The 16,221-nt window shown below is 68.8% G+C and carries 14 protein-coding genes and 3 pseudogenes; 3 read left to right on the top strand and 14 right to left on the bottom strand.

The window, feature by feature from the left end; genetic code table 11:
- Positions 1-232: 232 nt before the first annotated feature.
- The 14 genes from fliQ to AVT10_RS16005 form a co-directional block, all read right to left on the bottom strand.
- On the bottom strand, positions 233-505 hold the full coding sequence (gene fliQ / locus AVT10_RS16070) for a flagellar biosynthesis protein FliQ (protein WP_055788675.1): 273 nt from the start codon (positions 503-505) through the stop codon (positions 233-235).
- A 4-nt stretch (positions 506-509) separates the two neighbouring features.
- A complete protein-coding gene (fliP, locus tag AVT10_RS16065; RefSeq protein WP_084401817.1) occupies positions 510-1,361 on the bottom strand; it encodes a flagellar type III secretion system pore protein FliP in 852 nt (283 codons plus the stop codon).
- 83 nt (positions 1,362-1,444) lie between these two features.
- Entirely contained in the window at positions 1,445-1,699 is a 255-nt protein-coding gene (locus tag AVT10_RS16060) for a FliO/MopB family protein (protein WP_066693775.1), read from the bottom strand.
- On the bottom strand, positions 1,699-1,995 hold the full coding sequence (gene fliN, locus AVT10_RS16055) for a flagellar motor switch protein FliN (RefSeq protein ID WP_055758402.1): 297 nt from the start codon (positions 1,993-1,995) through the stop codon (positions 1,699-1,701). The genes AVT10_RS16060 and fliN overlap by 1 nt, the downstream gene beginning before the upstream one ends.
- Positions 1,992-2,945 carry a flagellar motor switch protein FliM gene (locus tag AVT10_RS16050; protein ID WP_066693773.1) on the bottom strand — a complete coding sequence of 318 codons (954 nt, stop codon included), beginning with the start codon at positions 2,943-2,945 and terminating at the stop codon, positions 1,992-1,994. Before AVT10_RS16050 ends, fliN begins: the two co-directional genes overlap by 4 nt.
- Positions 2,946-2,951: 6 nt before the next feature.
- Entirely contained in the window at positions 2,952-3,635 is a 684-nt protein-coding gene (locus tag AVT10_RS16045) for a flagellar basal body-associated FliL family protein (RefSeq protein WP_066693771.1), read from the bottom strand.
- 11 nt (positions 3,636-3,646) lie between these two features.
- The gene (locus AVT10_RS16040) at positions 3,647-6,226 is read right to left on the bottom strand and encodes a flagellar hook-length control protein FliK (RefSeq protein WP_198158618.1); all 2,580 of its coding nucleotides are present in this window, start codon (positions 6,224-6,226) and stop codon (positions 3,647-3,649) included.
- A 31-nt stretch (positions 6,227-6,257) separates the two neighbouring features.
- Positions 6,258-6,686 (bottom strand): hypothetical protein, encoded by a 429-nt coding sequence (locus AVT10_RS16035; protein WP_232308057.1) that lies wholly within the window; start codon positions 6,684-6,686, stop codon positions 6,258-6,260.
- On the bottom strand, positions 6,679-8,007 hold the full coding sequence (locus AVT10_RS16030) for a FliI/YscN family ATPase (RefSeq protein ID WP_066693764.1): 1,329 nt from the start codon (positions 8,005-8,007) through the stop codon (positions 6,679-6,681). The genes AVT10_RS16035 and AVT10_RS16030 overlap by 8 nt, the downstream gene beginning before the upstream one ends.
- Entirely contained in the window at positions 8,007-8,768 is a 762-nt protein-coding gene (locus tag AVT10_RS16025) for a FliH/SctL family protein (RefSeq protein ID WP_066693762.1), read from the bottom strand. The genes AVT10_RS16030 and AVT10_RS16025 overlap by 1 nt, the downstream gene beginning before the upstream one ends.
- The gene (gene fliG / locus AVT10_RS16020) at positions 8,761-9,768 is read right to left on the bottom strand and encodes a flagellar motor switch protein FliG (RefSeq protein ID WP_066693760.1); all 1,008 of its coding nucleotides are present in this window, start codon (positions 9,766-9,768) and stop codon (positions 8,761-8,763) included. The genes AVT10_RS16025 and fliG overlap by 8 nt, the downstream gene beginning before the upstream one ends.
- A complete protein-coding gene (gene fliF / locus AVT10_RS16015) occupies positions 9,765-11,465 on the bottom strand; it encodes a flagellar basal-body MS-ring/collar protein FliF (RefSeq protein WP_066693758.1) in 1,701 nt (566 codons plus the stop codon). Before fliF ends, fliG begins: the two co-directional genes overlap by 4 nt.
- Position 11,466: 1 nt before the next feature.
- Positions 11,467-11,832, bottom strand: a complete 366-nt coding sequence (gene fliE, locus AVT10_RS16010; protein WP_066693756.1) for a flagellar hook-basal body complex protein FliE — start codon at positions 11,830-11,832, stop codon at positions 11,467-11,469.
- The gene (locus AVT10_RS16005) at positions 11,829-13,112 is read right to left on the bottom strand and encodes a sigma 54-interacting transcriptional regulator (RefSeq protein WP_066693967.1); all 1,284 of its coding nucleotides are present in this window, start codon (positions 13,110-13,112) and stop codon (positions 11,829-11,831) included. Before AVT10_RS16005 ends, fliE begins: the two co-directional genes overlap by 4 nt.
- A gap of 245 nt (positions 13,113-13,357) precedes the next feature.
- Here AVT10_RS16005 and AVT10_RS18995 point away from each other — a divergent pair.
- The 3 pseudogenes from AVT10_RS18995 to AVT10_RS18415 form a co-directional block, all read left to right on the top strand.
- A pseudogene (locus AVT10_RS18995) lies at positions 13,358-13,765 on the top strand (flagellin N-terminal helical domain-containing protein); the annotation flags it as partial.
- Between the two features lie 1,284 nt (positions 13,766-15,049).
- Positions 15,050-15,349: pseudogene (locus tag AVT10_RS18990) on the top strand (flagellin); the annotation flags it as partial.
- Positions 15,350-16,044: 695 nt separating this feature from the next.
- Positions 16,045-16,221, top strand: a pseudogene (locus AVT10_RS18415) (IS110 family transposase); the annotation flags it as partial.

Raw genomic sequence — 16,221 nt, 5'->3', positions numbered from 1 at the left:
ACCCGTGTCGCCGCGTAGGCGGGGGTACGCCAACGGTAGGTATCGCCCTTGAAGCGCACCCCGGCCTCCGCCGGGGTACGGCTATTTGAGGGCAGGCGAGCCGCCTCACCAAACCCGTCATTCCGGCGACGGCCAGAATCCATTGTGTCCCGCGCCGTCGAGTGACCGCAAACGTCCCTGCATCCATGGATTCCGGCCTCCGCCGGAATGACGGAAGGAGAGCGCGCAAACGTCACCGAACCAGATCCGGAATCCGCTCGAAGATGCTCGTCGTGAAATCGCTGAGCAGCCCGAGGATCATCCCCCCGAACACTGCCAGGCTGATGCCGACCACCGCCAGCTTCGGCACGAACGAAAGCGTCTGTTCGTTGATCGACGTCGCCGCCTGGATCATGCCGAGGATCAGACCCGACAACAGCGCCGGAATCAGGATGGGTGCCGCGACCAGCGCCAGCACCCACATCGCCTCGCGCGCGACGGTCATGAAATAGCCTGCGTCGACCATGGCGTTACGTCCCGAAAGAGGCGGCAAGGCTGCCCATCGTCAGCGCCCAGCCATCGACCAGCACGAACAGCAGCAGTTTGAACGGCAGCGAGATGATCGTCGGCGACAGCATCATCATGCCGAGCGACATGAGCACCGTCGCGACCACCAGATCGATGACGATGAACGGCAGGAAGATCAGGAAGGCGATCTGGAACGCGGTCTTGAGTTCCGATGTGACGAAGGCGGGCAGCAGGATGGTGAACGGCGTGTCGGCCGGCGTCGCGATCGGGCCGATCTTGGCCATCTGCGCGAACATCGTCACGTCCTTGGTCCGGGTCTGCTTCAGCATGAACGAATGGAGCGGCAGGCTGGCCGCCTCGATCATCTGCGTCGATGTGATCTGCCCGGCGGCATAGGGCTTGATCGCCGTCTCGTTGATGCGGCCGATCACCGGCGACATGACGAACAGCGACAGGAACAGCGACAGGCCGATCAGCACCTGGTTGGGCGGCGTCTGTTGCAGGCCCAGCGCCTGGCGCAGCACCGCCAGCACGATGATGATCCGGGTGAAGCTGGTCATCATCAGCAATATGCCGGGCAGGACCGACAACAGCCCCATGATGATGAGGATCTGCAGCGACAGCGCCATCGGCGCGTCGTTCGCCCCGCCCAGTTGCCCCAGCGCCCGGTCGAGCGCATCGGCCGCCCCCGGCGTCGGCGCAGGCGCGGCGGGCGCTCCCTGCGCCATTGCCGGCATGGCGAGGAACAGCATCAGCAAGATGCCCACCACCGCCAGCGCGACTTCGAACCGCCAGTGCGGCAGCGTGCGCGCCGGGCGACGGACCTTCACCGTGTGTGCCGGCACGGTCGCCATCGTCCGCCGGCGCGCGGCGGCGATCGGCGACGGGCGATACCGCATCCGCGCCAGGACCGGCGCGATCTTCCCCCCCGCGAAATTCACTTGTCGCCCCGGTCCAGCAGCGTGACCCCGTTACGGCCGACCGATACCAGCAGCAGCCGGTCGTCGAATTCCAGCACGGCCAGCTTGGTACCGGTCGACACCATCATCGTCTCGCGTACCTTGACCAGCCGTTCGCCCTGATTGCCCGGCATCCGGGCTTCCAGCCGACGCCACAGATACAGACAGCCGATCATCAGCCCGCAGACCAGCGGCAGCAGGATGACCAGCTTCAGGATGTACGACCACATCATCAGCGGCTGACCCGCTTGTCCGGGCTGACCAGTTCGGTCATGCGCACGCCGAAGCGGTCGCCGACGGTCACCACCTCGCCGCGCCCGATCAGCGTGCCGTTGACGAACACGTCGAGCAGTTCGTTGGCGGCGCGGTCCAGCTCGATCACGCTCGATTCGCTCAGCGCCAGCAGTTCGCGCAAGGTGAGCTGCGTCGACCCGATCTCGACGGTCAGGCGGACGTCGACATCCTGCAACAGCTTGAAATTGGCGGCGAGCGACGCTTCGGCGGGGAAGCCGCCGGTCATCTCGTTCATTGGAATTCCTCTTCGAAACCGGGGTCGATGGTGTTGAGCTTGATCGCGGCCTGTCCGTTGGCGGTGCCGACCGTGCCGGTGCCCAGCCGCCGGTTGGATACCCATACCGGCACCTGCGGGCCGAAGCTGATCGGGATGATGTCGCCTTCCTTCAGCTCCAGCAGCATGGCGAGCGACACGACCGGTTCGGCCAGCACCGATCGCACCGGCAGCTTCACCGACATGACCGCACGGGTCAGGCCCGACAGCCATTTGGGATCGGGCGCGCTCTTGCCATGGACCTTGGTCGACAGCTGCGGCGCATGGGGCTTCAGCGCGGCGACGGGATAGAGGATATCGATGAAGGTCGGCTCCGCATCGCCCGCCGCGATGCCGAACCGGGTCGCGATCACCGCGTCCTCGCCATCGATCGCGCCCATCATCGCCGCGTTCGATTCGGGGTTGCCCGGTTCGAAGCTGATGCCCGCCAGCGGTCCCCACGCCTCGCTCAGCGGCTGGGCGATCGCGCCTGCCAGCCGGCGCAGCATCGCCTCGGCCGCCGGGGAAAACTCGATCGGCAGCGGGGAGGGGGCCTCGCCGAACCCGCCGAAGAAGATATCGAGCACTTCGAGCAGGAACGCGCCGTCCAACACGATGATCGCCGGGCTTCCCCCGGTCGACAGCGTAAGCGGCACCCAGCCGGTCAGCCGGTCCTTGCGCCGCGCGGCGATATAGCCCGCGAATCGATCCACCTCGACCGGCTCGGCCCAGCTGCGCACGCCCCGGCGCAGCAGCGGTTCGAACACCTGCCGCATCGACCGCGCCATCCGCGCCGACAGATGCTCCAGCGCGTGGAGATCGCCGAACGGATTGAGGTTCGCCGCGCCGAGCGTCGGGACGTGCGACGCCGCCGGACTCCGGCGGCTCCGTTCGCGGCGCTCGGGCGCGGAGGTGGATGGCGCGTTAACCATGCGCGTTTACTGAACGACAAATTGGGTAAAATAAACGTTACCGATGCCGCCAAAGCCCTCTTTCTGCTCAAGTGTGTCGTTGATGGCCTTTTTGATCCGCAGCGACAGCTGTTTCTTGCCCTCGGCAGTGAACACCTGATCCTCGGTCGTCTCGCCGAGCGCCAGCAGGATCGCCGAGCGAATCGCGATCTCGTGGGTCTTCAGATTGTCGAGGACCTTGTGATCGTAGGAGGTCGAGATGGCGACGCCGACCTGGATGAAATGCGTGCTGTCCGCCAGGTTGGAGGTGAACTCCTTTTCCATCGCGTAATAGCTCGATGCATAGCGGTCACCGCCTTCCATCTCCGGCGTCGGGCGGCCGCCTTCGCCGTTATTGGCCGCGGCCTCGCCGCCGCCTTCACCGCCCTCGCCGCCGCCATGGCCGCCGCCTTCGCCGCCACCCTCGCCGCCGCCGGCGCTCGCCTTCACTTCCTCGGACTTGGGGACCAGCTTGGGCAGGTCCTTCTTGACCTCCTCATGCTCGCCTTCCTTGCCATGCCCGCCGCCGATCAGGCCCGACGAACTGGCATACAGCCCGGCGCCGACGCCGCCGCCCAGCAGGACGATGACGCCCACCGCCATGACGATGATCTTGCCGAGCTTGCCCTTCTTCTTGGCCGGTTTTTCCTCCGGCGCGTCCTTGTCGCTCATGTCATGCTTCCTCAGGCGATACGATCATCGGATCGGGTGGTTTGCGTGTTTGCTTGTGTGGTGGCGGGGCGTGGCGCGCGGGGGGCGGGATTGCCCTGGTCCTGCGCCTGGCGCTGCGATTGCTGCGATCCGACATCGACCTGCATGCCGCCCAGCTTCAGCCCGCGCGCCTCGGCCATCTGGACCAGGCGCGGCTGCGCTTCGGCCAGCAGGCGTCCGGCATCGGCATTGTCGCTGGCGAAGTGGACATGCAGCTTGCCGTCATCACCCATCCGCACCGCCACCTCGACATCGCCCAGAGCGTCCGGCGACAGGCGGATGCGCGTTTCGCCGCTATTGCTGGCGCTCGATTCGCGCAGCGTCTGGATGCGGTCGATCATCCCCTCGACCCATTGCGGCTGGCGGGTGTCGAGCGTCGGCTGGGCGGCGTGCGACGTGGGCGCGACCGGACGCAGCACGGCGGCGTCGGCGGCTTGCGGCGCGCCGGTCGTCGGAACCGACAGGTCGTCGTCGCGCCGCGGGCGCGGGGCGAGCGTGTCGGCATCGACCGGTGCCACGTCGATCGCTGCCACGGCATCCGGCACCGGAGCGGGGGCGAGGCGGGTGATTGGCGTCGTCGCGGGTGCGGCGGCCGGCGCATCGACGGCATGGCGGACGGTCGTACCGTCGACCTTCGCCTCGACCACCGGAGCGGTATCGCTCGGCTGGGTCCGCGCGACGCGCATGACCGGGGGCGTTGCCGGCGCGACGGTCGGCGCATCGATCGCAGCGTGGACGGTCGTGCCATCGACCGTCACCCCAACCACCGGCGCGGTATCGCTCGGCTGGGCGGGCGCGAGGCGGGTGACCGGCGCGCTGTTCGGGACCGGCTGCGCTGCGGGCGCGGCGACCAGCGTGACCGAGGCGGCGGCTTCGCCGTTGATCGGCGCGCGATCGGCCTGCACGGCTTCGCGCGACGTAACCGGCGTGGCGTCCGGCAGCGATGCCGTTGCCGGCATAGCGGACCTGATCGGCTGCGATTCGGCACGTGCGACCGGCGGCACGGACGCGGGCGTCGTTTCCGCCAACGGGCGGAGGGTTGGGGCAGTGCGTCGGGCTTCAACGGCAATATCGGCGACAACGGCGTCAGTGACCACCGGACGAAGCTCCGGGGCATCCGGCAACGGAACCGATGCCACGATCGCCTCGCCCGCCGCAGTGCCCGCCGGTCGCACGGCTATCGCGATCGGATCAGCGACGAGGGACGGCGTCGGCCGTGGTTGGATCACGTCGCCCGGAACGGCTTGCGGAATGGCGACGGCCTCGCTCGGCAGCACGACCGGGCGAGCCGGGATCGATGCCGAACGCGCAGCCTCGGGCGGGCGACTGCCGTCGGTCGCGACCAACGGACGCGTGCGCGGTGCGGCGAGGTCGGCCGGCGGCTGGCGCAACGGCATCGACTCGACCGCGACCGCGACCATGTCCGCCGCGTCGGAAACGGGGGAGGCAACCGCTTGGGCGTCGGCAGAGGGCGCAGGCGACACGGCAGGCGCCGATGTTGCGGACACGACCGGCGACGCGACCGGTCGGGTATCGACGGCATCGCGCGATGCGACGGATTGCAGGGGCATCTGCGCTGCCGACACGCCCGGCCGCGCAGGCGGTGCGGCATCGCCGGCAACCGGCTTCGCCGCCATCGGTGCGGCGTCGTCGGTTGCTTGCGGCACGACGACATGGACCGGCACGACTCGGTCGGTGTCGAGCGGCGTCACAACGCCCACGGTCGGATCGGCGGTGCCGGTCGGTGGGGCAGGCACCTGCGCCATAGCGGGAGCCGCAGCGGCACCCCGTTTCGCCATCCGCATCGGTGGAGTCGCGGCAGCGGGTTCCGCCGCGACGACCTGCCCCTGTTCGATGACCACCGCCGCCGTTGCGTCCTGCCGCGCCGGCACTGGCCGTTCGGCGATCGGCGGGGCGGGCGGCAGGAGGATTGCCTCCCCCGGCTCGGGCGTCGGCTGGGGCGCGGGCAGAGCCACTTCGCCCTGTGCCGCCGGCTGGTCCGGTTCGTCCGCCTCGTCCTCGCCGGGAAGCGGCACTGCGTCGTGCGGCGGGGTTTCAGACCGCTTCACACGCGGCTGGGGTGCGGCGAAGCGGGTCGGCACCGGCATCGGCAGGGTACGCAGCGCGACATCCTCGGTACGCGGCGGGGCTTCGACCGTCTCTTCCTCAGGCAACACGCTCGCCAGCACGCCGATCGCTGCCGTCGCCGCCAGCACCGGCGCGACCGCCGGCTTGGCGACGGGCGCGTCCGCCTCGACCGGGAGCATCAGCACCGCCTCGGTCGCCGAGGCCGGCAGGGGCGGCGTGACCGCGGGTGCCGCGACGACGGGCATCTCGACCAAGGCGACCGGGGCGGCAATCGCCACCGGCAATCCGTTGCCGCCCAGGGCAGCCGCCTGCCGCTCGACCGGGCCGGTCGCAACTGCCGCATCCCCCGCCGGCACCATGTCCGCGATCAACGCGGCGAAGTCGCCCGCCGGCGATCCGACAAGCGGCATCACCTGCATCGCAAGCGGGGAGGTGGTGCTGGAAAGGGCCGAGAGAAGCTGCATAGGTCGATCCGTCAAGCGTTCGACCGGTCGATCAGCAAGGATCGTGCCGATTGGGCCGACGGACCGGCGGCGCGTTTTCCAGCGCGCGCAATTCCCGCAGCGCGCGGGCGGCATGGGCGCGCTCCAGCAGCTTTTCGACCGCGCTCTGGTCGCGCTTGGCGGCCATCGTCGCCGACCGGGCGCGGGTCAGGCCGTCATCGGCCTGCGCCACGCGATGCTCGACCACCCGCGCGGTCGCATGCAGCTTTTCGCGATAATGGGCGGCGGCGCCCAGCGTCTGTGCGCTGGCGCTCGGCGTCGGCACCGGCGACACCGCCTGCGCCAGATTGAGGATACGGTCGCGCAGCGCGATCTCTTCCGCCACGCGGGCGGCGGCGCGCGCCTCCTCGGCTTGCGTCAGGTTCAGCTGCATGGTGCGCACGCGCAGCACGCGGGCGAGGCGCTTGGCCTTTTCAGCCACCGAACACACCCACCAGCTCGGCGACGGCATCGTCCAGCGACACGACCTCGTCCGAATCCTGCTTCACATATTCCATGACCGCCGGATGCGCCGCCAGCGCCCCGTCGATCGCCGGATCGGTGCCGGGGCGATAGGCGCCCATCAGCACCAGATCGCGATTTTCCTCATACGTCGCCAGATGCCGGCGCAGCACCCGCGCGGCGGCCAGATGCGGCTTGTCGGCAATGTCGGTCATCACCCGGCTGACCGAGGGTCCCAGGTCGATCGCCGGATAGACGCCGCGCTCGGCCAGCTGACGGCTCAGCACGATATGCCCATCGAGGATCGAGCGCGCCGAATCGACCACCGGATCGCTGTTATCGTCGCCATCGGCCAGCACGGTATAGATCGCCGTGATCGACCCGCCGGTGCGCACGCAGGTGCCCGCCCGCTCGATCAGCCCCGGCAGCATCGCGATGGCCGAGGGCGGATAGCCGCGTGCCGACGCCGGCTCGCCCAGCGCCAGCCCGATCTCACGGCCGGCATGGGCGACGCGGGTCAGCGAATCGATGATGAGCAGGACCTTCTTGCCCTGTTCGCGAAACGCCTCGGCAATCGCGGTCGCGCGCAGCGCCCCGCGGATGCGCAGCACGGGCGAATGATTGGCCGGCACCGCGACCACGACCGACCGCGCCCGCGCATCGCCCTTCAGCTTGGTTTCGAGGAAGTCGGACACCTCGCGGCTGCGCTCGCCGATCAGCCCGACGACGATCACGTCGGCCTTGGCGGCGCGGACCATCATGCCCAGCAGCACCGACTTGCCGACGCCGGAGCCAGCCATGATGCCGACGCGCTGGCCCTGACCGATGGTCAGCAGCCCGTTGATCGCGCGCACGCCGACATCCATCGGCTCCAGCACGCGGCCCCGGTCCAGCGGCGACTGGATACGCCCCGCGAGCGGCCAGCGGCCCGCACCCCGGATCGGCCCCTTGCCGTCGATCGGCTTGCCCGCGCCATCGACCACCCGGCCGAGCATCGCGTCGCCGACCTCGGCCTCGCCCGGCTTGTCGCCCGGCCGCACCAGCGCACCGGGCAGCAGCGGTGCCGGGCCGCCCAGGTTCATCATCAGCGTCCGGCCGTTGCGGAAACCGATTGCCTCCGCCTCGACCATGCCGCCATCGCCGGTGCCGACCTGGCACACGGTCCCGACCGGTAGCGACAGCCCGACCGCTTCCATCAACAGCCCGTCATAGCTGGCGAGCTTGCCCGCCACCCGCGCGCGCGGACGGAAGTCGGTCGGGGCCAGCGCGCCCAGATAGTTTTCGGCGAAACGGTTCAGCATCAGCGGGGCACCGGTACGGTTTCGATTTCCGCGCCAAGCTGTTCCAGCCACAGCGACGGGCCATCCTCGACCACGGTCGAGGCGGATTCGAGGATGAAGCCGCCGCGCTCGACATGGGCGTCGGCGACCGGGAACACCGCCTTGGGCAGCTTGCCCTCGACCAGCGGCACATCCGCTTCGTGCATGCGCAGGATCGCGGATTCGGCGCCATCGGCCAGCAGGTCGGCGGCGGCGTCGATCCGTTCGATCAGGTGGTTGGCCGATACGCCGACCTCGCCCACGATCTGCCGCACCAGCGTCAGCACCGTCTCGCGCAGCCGCGCGGCCATCGCCTCGCGGTCGATATGGGTCGCGGCGCCCAGCGCTTCGGCCAGCTTCGCCAGCAGCGCATGGTCGCGCGCCGTGTCGGACTGGCTGGCAGCGGCCGCCGCGGCCAGCCCCTCGGCATAGCCCGCCGCATGCGCCTCTGCGACCGGATCGAGCGCGTGGACGCTGTCGTCCACCACCGCGCTGAACGGGTCCCATCCCTCGGTCGGGTTGGCATCGGGATCGGCCGGGCGGAAATGCTTCGGGCCGACCGGCTGCTGGGCAGCGGCGGTCGCGCCGGAATCGGCCGGACGAACCGGCACGACGCCGGTCGCCGCGAACGGATCGGGCGTACCGAAGGCGCGGGCCAGGATGTCCGCCGCCGCGACATGGCGGCTGGCGAAGCCGGCGACGAAGCCGTTGGCGGGGGCGGGGGAGGCGGCGCTCTCAAACATAATCGTCGTCGCCGCCGCCCATCATGATCGTCCCGTCCTTGGCCAGGTTGCGCGCGACGGTGATGACGCCTTTCTGCGCATCGAGCACCTCGGCCAGCTTCATCGGGCCGCGTGCCTCCATCTCGTCGCGAATGCCGTCGGCGGCGCGCGCCGACATGCAGCCGAGGAAGCGGTTGCGCGCATTCTCGTCCACGCCCTTGAGCGCCCGGACCAGCAGGTCGCTGTCGACGTTGCGGATCAGTACGCCCAGATTCTTGTCGTCCATCTCCAGCAGATTGTCGAAGACGAACAGCTGGTCCTCGATCTGGCGGGCGATGTCGCGGTCGATCTTGGCCAGCTTGGGCATGACCCGCGTCTCGGTCGCCTTGCGGCCCGACGACAGGATTTTCGCGGCATCCTTCGCCCCGCCCAGCTGCACGCCGGTGCCGCTGGTGCGACCGGTCGAGCGGCGCGCGACCATCGACTTCAGCGTATCGATCGCCTCGGGCGTGATCGGGCCCAGCTTGGCGATACGGTGCAGAATCTGCGGCTGCGACGCTTCGGGCAGTCCTTCGAGCACCTGCGCCGCGACGCTCGGGTCGAGGTTGGCGAGCAGGACGGCAGCGATCTGCGGATGCTCGTCCTTGATCAGGCTGACGATCTCGGCCGCATCCATCCAGTCGAGCAGCTCGATCTGGCACGCGGTCTCGACCGGCGTGATCTTGGCCAGCACGCTCTCCGCCTTGTCCTGGCCCAGCGCCTTGTTCATCACCGTTTCGATGTGCGGGCGCGGATCGAAGCCGACCGTGGTGCGCTCGCGCGCCTTCTCGACGAAATCGTCGAGCACCACCGACACCTCGTCCTCGCTGACATCGGCGACGCTGAACATCGCCTTGCCCAGCTGCTGCACCTCTTCGGGTTCCAGCTTCTGCAGGATGGCGGCGGCTTCCTCCTCGCCGACCAGCATCATCAGGACGGCGGCGCGCTCGACGCCGCTCTGGATACGGACGGGGGCGTTCACTGCTTGGTATCCGACTGGATCATGTCACGAATGGCGAGCGCGGCGCGCGTCGGATTGTCGCGCGTGAAGCCACGGACGAGGCCGACCCGGTCGTCGTAATTCTGCGCGGTTTCCAGCATCTCCATGCTGACCGGCGCTGGTCCGGCGGGGGCGTTGAGCGCGGCCTGCGCGGCAGCTTCGGCGGCGGCGACGCGGGCGGTCTCGGCGGCGGCATCGGCCTTGCGCCGCTCGTTGATCGCCTTGACCATCGGGCGGACGCCCATGAAAAGCACCAGCAGCGCGATGATGAGCGCGGTGCCGTTGCGCGCCGCCATCGGCACCCAGTCGGCATCGTACCACGGGCGGGCGACGTCGCCGGCGACCGCCTCGGGCGAGAACTTGCGGCTGATGACCGTCACCGTGTCCTGGCGCTGCTGGTTATAGCCGACCGCCGCCTTCACGAGGTCGTTGATCTGCTGGATTTCGGCCGGGGTACGCGGCTTGGCGCCTTCGGGTTCGCGCAGCAGCACGGCGACCGACAGGCGACGGATCGATCCCGGCGCGGCGCGGGTCACCGACACTTCCTTGCCCAGGTCATAGGCGCGGCTGAAATTCTCGGTGGTCTTGACCGGCGGGGTGGCGCCGGGCGCGGTGCCGGGCTGCACCGTCGCACCCGCCGGACCCGGGGTCGCGGTCGCCAGCGTGGAGGCGGCGGGCGGGGTGTTGCTCAGCGCGCCGGGCACGCCGCCGGGGGCGGTTTCGCCGGGCGTGTTGCCGGCCCAGTTGCCCTGTTCGGCGCGGACGACGCCCTGCTTGTCATAGCTTTCGCGCGTCGCCTGGCTCTGGTCCAGATCGACATCGGCCTGGATCTCGGCCGAGAAATTGCCGGCGCCCAGCAGCGGGGTCAGCAGCGTGTTGAGCTGCGCGCGATACTTGTCCTCGATACGGCGCTGATAATCGATCCGCTCGTCCGACAGGGTCGATCCTTCCGACCCGTCGGTCGGCTTGCTCAGCAGCGCGCCCATCTGGTCGATGATCGTCACCTGATCGGCCTTCATCCCCGGCATCGAGGAGGCGACGAGGTTGACGATCGAACGGACCTGCGCCTGGGTCAGGCTGCGGCCGGGTTCGAGGCGGACGATGACCGAGGCGGAGGGCTGCGCATTGTCGCGCACGAACACCGAGCTTTCGGGCATCGCCAGGTGGACGCGCGCATCCGCCACCGATTCGATCTCGCCGATCGACTTGGCCAGTTCGGTCTCGCGCGCCTGGCGCAGCCGCTCGCCCTCGACGGCGCGCGACACGCCCATCGGCAGCTGGTCGAGGATCGCATAGCCGCCCGGCGCCGCCTTGGGCAGGCCCTGTCCGGCCAGCAAAATCCGCGCGCGGTGATAATCGTCCTCGGCGACGGTGATGCCGCCCGAATCGTCCACGCTGCTGCTGATCTTCGCCGCGCCCAGCGCGTCGACGACCGCCTGCTTGTCGCTGTCGGGCAGCGACGGGAACAACGTGCGCTGCGGCGGAGTGGCGAGCGCCATCCACGCCAGCGCCGCCGACAGCACCAGCCCGACGACGAAGATCATCGGCAGGCTGCGCTTGACGGCGGGTTGCTTCATCAGCCCGCCGATCTGGGTCAGCGGGTTAGCGAATTTGGCGGGCGCTGCGGGGGCGGGGGCGGGAACGCCGCCTGCACCGGTGGTGGCGAGAGCGTTTTCCATATCAGACCGGCATGCTCATGATGTCCTTGTAGGCGGACAAGAGTTTGTTCCTGACCTGCATCGTGGCTTCGAAGCCGACCGATGCCTGCTGGCGCGCCATCATCACCTTGGCGATGTCCACGGTCTCGCCGCGTTCGTACATCGCCGACAATTCGCTCGCCTTGTTCTGCTGCGCGTTCACGCCCTTCAGCGCGTCGCCCATCGCCTCGACGAAGCTGGTCGGCTTCGCCGGTTCGGCCTGCACCGGGGCGGCCGCGACCTGCGCATTCGCCTTGGACAGCGCCTGGTTGCGCTCGAGGATCTGCGCGCGCAGCGCCATCACCCGGTCGACGCCCATCGCGCCGCCGACACCGCCGACGCCGCTCATGCCGACGCCGCCATCGACTGGGTCGCCGAAGCGGCCAGCAGCTCGCCGGCCTCACGCGCCTTGGCGAGGCGGTAGCGCAGCGTACGCTCCGAAATGCCCAGCCGGCGGGCGGTCTCGATCCGGTTGCCGCCGCATTCCTCCAGCGTGCGGCGGATCGCCGCGAACTCGTGGATCTGGACGATGTTGGTCAGCGTCGCCGCCACCGGCTCGACCGCGCGCGGGGCAGCGGCGGCGGCGGAGGTGCTGGCGCGATCGAACACGATATCGTGCGCCTCGATCCGGTCGCCCATGCCCAGCAGCAGCGCGCGCTGGATCACATTTTCCAGCTCGCGGGCATTGCCCGGCCAGTCGTGGCGGCCGAGCATCGCCAGCGCCTCGTCCGAAATCCACGGCAGCGTCGAACGCATGCCCGCATGGCGCACCACCATCGCGGCAGCGAGCGCAGCGATGTCGCCCGGCCGGTCGGCCAGCGCGCGGGTGGTCAGCGGGAAGACGCTGAGGCGGTAGTAAAGATCGGCGCGGAAGCGGCCGGCGGCGACTTCGTCCTGCAGGTCGCGATTGGCGCAGGCGACGACGCGGACATCGACCGCCTCGGCCTGGGTCGCGCCGATCGGCACGACTTCGCGTTCCTGCAACACGCGCAGCAGCTTCGCCTGCAGCGGCAGCGGCATTTCCGCGATCTCGTCGAGCAGCAGCGTGCCGCCATGGGCCGCGCGGAAAAAGCCTTCGCCCGCCGCACCCGCGCCGGTGAACGCGCCCTTCACATGGCCGAACAGCATCGCTTCGAGCATGGTTTCGGGCAGCGCCGCGCAGTTGATCGCGACGAACGGGCCGTCGGCGCGGGCGCTTTCGGCGTGGATGGTGCGGGCCAGCACTTCCTTGCCGGTGCCGGTCGGGCCGTTGACCAGCACGGTGATGTCGGCGCCGGCGACGCGGCGGGCCAGCGCCTGAAGGGCCAGGCTTTCCGGATCGGCGGCGACCGCCTCGTGCCGGCCGCACAGCAGGGCTGCGGCAAAGGCATGGGCCAGTTCGGTATCGGCATGCGAATAGGACAGGCGGGCCGGGCGGCCGTCCGCAAACGGCGTCGCGGCGGCGGGACCATCGGCCAGCACCAGCGTGCGCGCCGCGATCGGCGGCACTTCGCCTTCCATGACCAGGAACACGTCGTTCGGCCCCGGCTTCTGTCCGGCATTGGCCAGGGCGAAGCCCTGCGCACGCAGCGACGAAACCAGCGTGAACTTGGCGCCAAGCACGGCAGCGGATGGATAGATCGAGCGCATCGTTTCGGACATTCCCCCTGAACGGCACCCTTTTGCCGGCAAATGGTTAACGGCCGGTAAAATCCACCCCGATTCGGCTCTGTACTCCGCGTACGCCCTCGTGCGCGCGCGAGGGGCCGCAAAATGCCGGAACTTTTTTCCTTAACCCGGTCCGCTGCGTGCCGTTTCTCCGGGCAGCAGCTTCGATCCCGATCGCTTCAAGGGGGGACGCGGGGCGCTGGAAGTCAGACTGGAGGACACACCCAATGACCGTTATCGGATCCAACATCGGATCGCTCCGCGCCGCCAACGCCTCGTCCGCTGCCAACGACGCCCTGAAGGCTTCGATGGAGCGCCTGTCGACCGGCAAGCGTATCAACTCGGCCAAGGACGACGCCGCCGGCCTCGCCATCGCCAGCCGCATGACCAGCCAGATCAAGACCATGGCAGTCGCCGCACGCAACGCGAACGACGGCATCTCGATGGCGCAGACCGCCGAAGGCGCGCTGGGCGAAGTCACCAACATGCTGCAGCGCATGAAGGAACTGGCTGGGCAGGCGGCCAACGGCACGCTGGGTTCGGCGGAACGCAAGTCGCTCCAATCGGAAGTCGGTCAGCTGACCGCGCAGATCAACGACATCGCGAACAAGACCAACTTCAACGGCATCAACCTGCTCGACGGCACGGTGAAGGCCGTGACGCTGCAGACCGGTTCGCAGGCCGGCCAGACCACTTCGGTCAGCCTCACCAGCACCTCGGCCACCGCGCTCGGCCTGAACGGCTACCGTGTCGAAGGCCAGGCGACCACCGGCCGCATCAACGCCGCGTCCGTCGCGGTCGGCGACGTACAGTTCAACGGCAAGAACGCGCTCGGCACTGCCTTGACCACGGCTGACGCCGAAACGACCGCTGCCAGCATCAATGGCAACACCGGCCAGACCGGCGTGTCGGCCAAGGCATATAACACTCTGTCAGGCGGTCCGATCGCGGCGGGCGGCATCACCGCGACCGGCAGCCTGACCATCAAGGTCGGTGCGAACGCAGCCGTCGACATCACCGGCGCCAACGGCCAGGAACTGGTCGACAAGATCAACCGCGACGTGGGCGGCATCAGCGCGCAGCTCGACAGCGAAGGCAAGATCGTCCTGTCGAACGACACCGGAAAAACGATTGAAATCGCCGGTTCAGCAGCGGGCAAGGCGGGCTTCACCAACGGCACCTATGGCGGCTTCGTCGCCCTGCAGAGCTCGACCGGCGAAGCGATCGACATCAAGCGCAGCGCGACTGGCGCAGCGGCGAGCTTGACCGCGCTCGGCTTGAACGAAACCACCTCGAATGAAGGCGTAAAAGGTACCGCTGTCGGCGATACTGCACTCTCCGTTACCGACGACGTGAAGATCAACGGCGTTGCCGTGGGTGCCTCGAACGACGCATCGGCCGCATCGAAGGCCGCCGCGATCAACGCCGTCAGCGACAAGTCGGGTGTCACCGCAACCGCTACGACCAAGGCGACCGTTGCACTGGCAGCCGGGAAGATCGTTGCCTCCAACACCTTGGTTGTCAACGGTTCGACGGTGACGCTTAGCGACTCGGACGGTGTTAGCGGTATGTCGATGTCGGACGTGGTGAAGAACATCAACGGTGCCGGCATCAGCGGCCTGGTCGCGTCGAGTGACGAGAAGGGCAACCTGATCCTCACCTCGTCGACCGGCAACGACATCACGCTGAAGGACGGCACCGGCGGTACCTCGGCGGGCTTGGTCATCGACATGAAGGGCGATGACGGCGGTGCCTCGACCGGCGCGATCGCCACCGGCCTGACCCTGCGTGGTCGTGTCGAGCTGAAGTCGGACACCGGTGCGGAAATCCGCGTCGAAGGTTCGGGCGGTCCGACCGGCTCGCTCGCCAAGGTCGGCCTGTCGGCCCAGGGCGGCTCGGCCGATACGGTCGGCGGCGCGCTGAACGTCTCGACCCAGGCGAATGCCGCGGTGGCGATGAACGCCATCGACAAGGCGCTCGACAAGGTCTCGGCGATCCGCGGCGACCTCGGTGCGGTGCAGAACCGTCTGCAGGTCACCGTCAACAACCTGACGACCACCTCGTCGAACCTGCAGGAAGCGCGCAGCCGCATCGAAGACACCGACTTCTCGGCGGAATCGACGGCGCTCGCCAAGGCGCAGATCCTCGGCCAGGCCTCGACCGCGATGCTGGCGCAGGCCAACCAGTCGCAGCAGGGCGTGCTGAAGCTGCTCGGCTAATCGGGCTCCGCCGCCGCCGTTCCCCCTTGATGAAGGCGGCGGCGGCGGGACTCCCGGCAACGGGCCAGCCCCCGGTGACCATCACGGTCACCGGGGGTTTCGGCGTTCCGGAGCACGGCCGACAGACTCTATATATAGGGGCATCGACAGACGCGCCGCGGCCTGCACGTCGCGCAACCCCGATCCTCCCCGCTCCGCGGGAGGGGGACCGTCCGCAGGACGGTGGAGGGGGGCGTCCACGAACGCCCCGGCTTCCTTCGTATCCCTGCGAAGGCGCAAATCCGGAATGCAAGGCATTGCCCGTCCGGAAAAGCCTTGTCCGTATCCCCGCGTAGGCGGGGATCCAGAACCTCAAACGCAACGCCGGCGTCCAAAAACCCTGGCCCCCCGCCTGCGCGGGGGTACGTCCCAAGAGCAACGGCAACGGGCTAGCCCACTTTCCTACAACCAACCCGCTACGCTAAACTCAACGTCCCGATCCTTCCCATCCGCCAACCTCCCACGTCACCCCGGGCCAGACCCGGGGTCCCGCTTCTTCTTCTCCGACCATCTCCGACCCACCACCCAACGCCCAACGCAAAACGCGCACGAGTGTGAACTTAGTGAACTTTGGCCACGAAAAAGATCCCATGGGCGCGGGCTGGCGCCGGTTGAGGCAGACTGACCTTCCCGCTTTGTCGTGAAGGAGGTTGCCCGTGCCCGTGTCCGTCTCATGCCATGCCGCCGTCAGCACGCAGCTGAACGCAATCTTCGTGTCGCTGGAGCTGAGCCGCTCCACCTGGCTGGTGACGTCGCTGTCGCCGGGTCGCGGCGAGCGGATCTCGCGGCATCAGGTGAAAGGCAGCGACGTGCCGGCACTCCTGGAGCGGTTC

This window comes from Sphingomonas hankookensis (assembly GCF_001619955.1).
Taxonomy (GTDB): Bacteria; Pseudomonadota; Alphaproteobacteria; order Sphingomonadales; family Sphingomonadaceae; genus Sphingomonas; species Sphingomonas hankookensis_A.
Note: the sequence above shows the minus strand (reverse complement) of the source record. Positions and strands in the feature narration are given on the sequence as shown.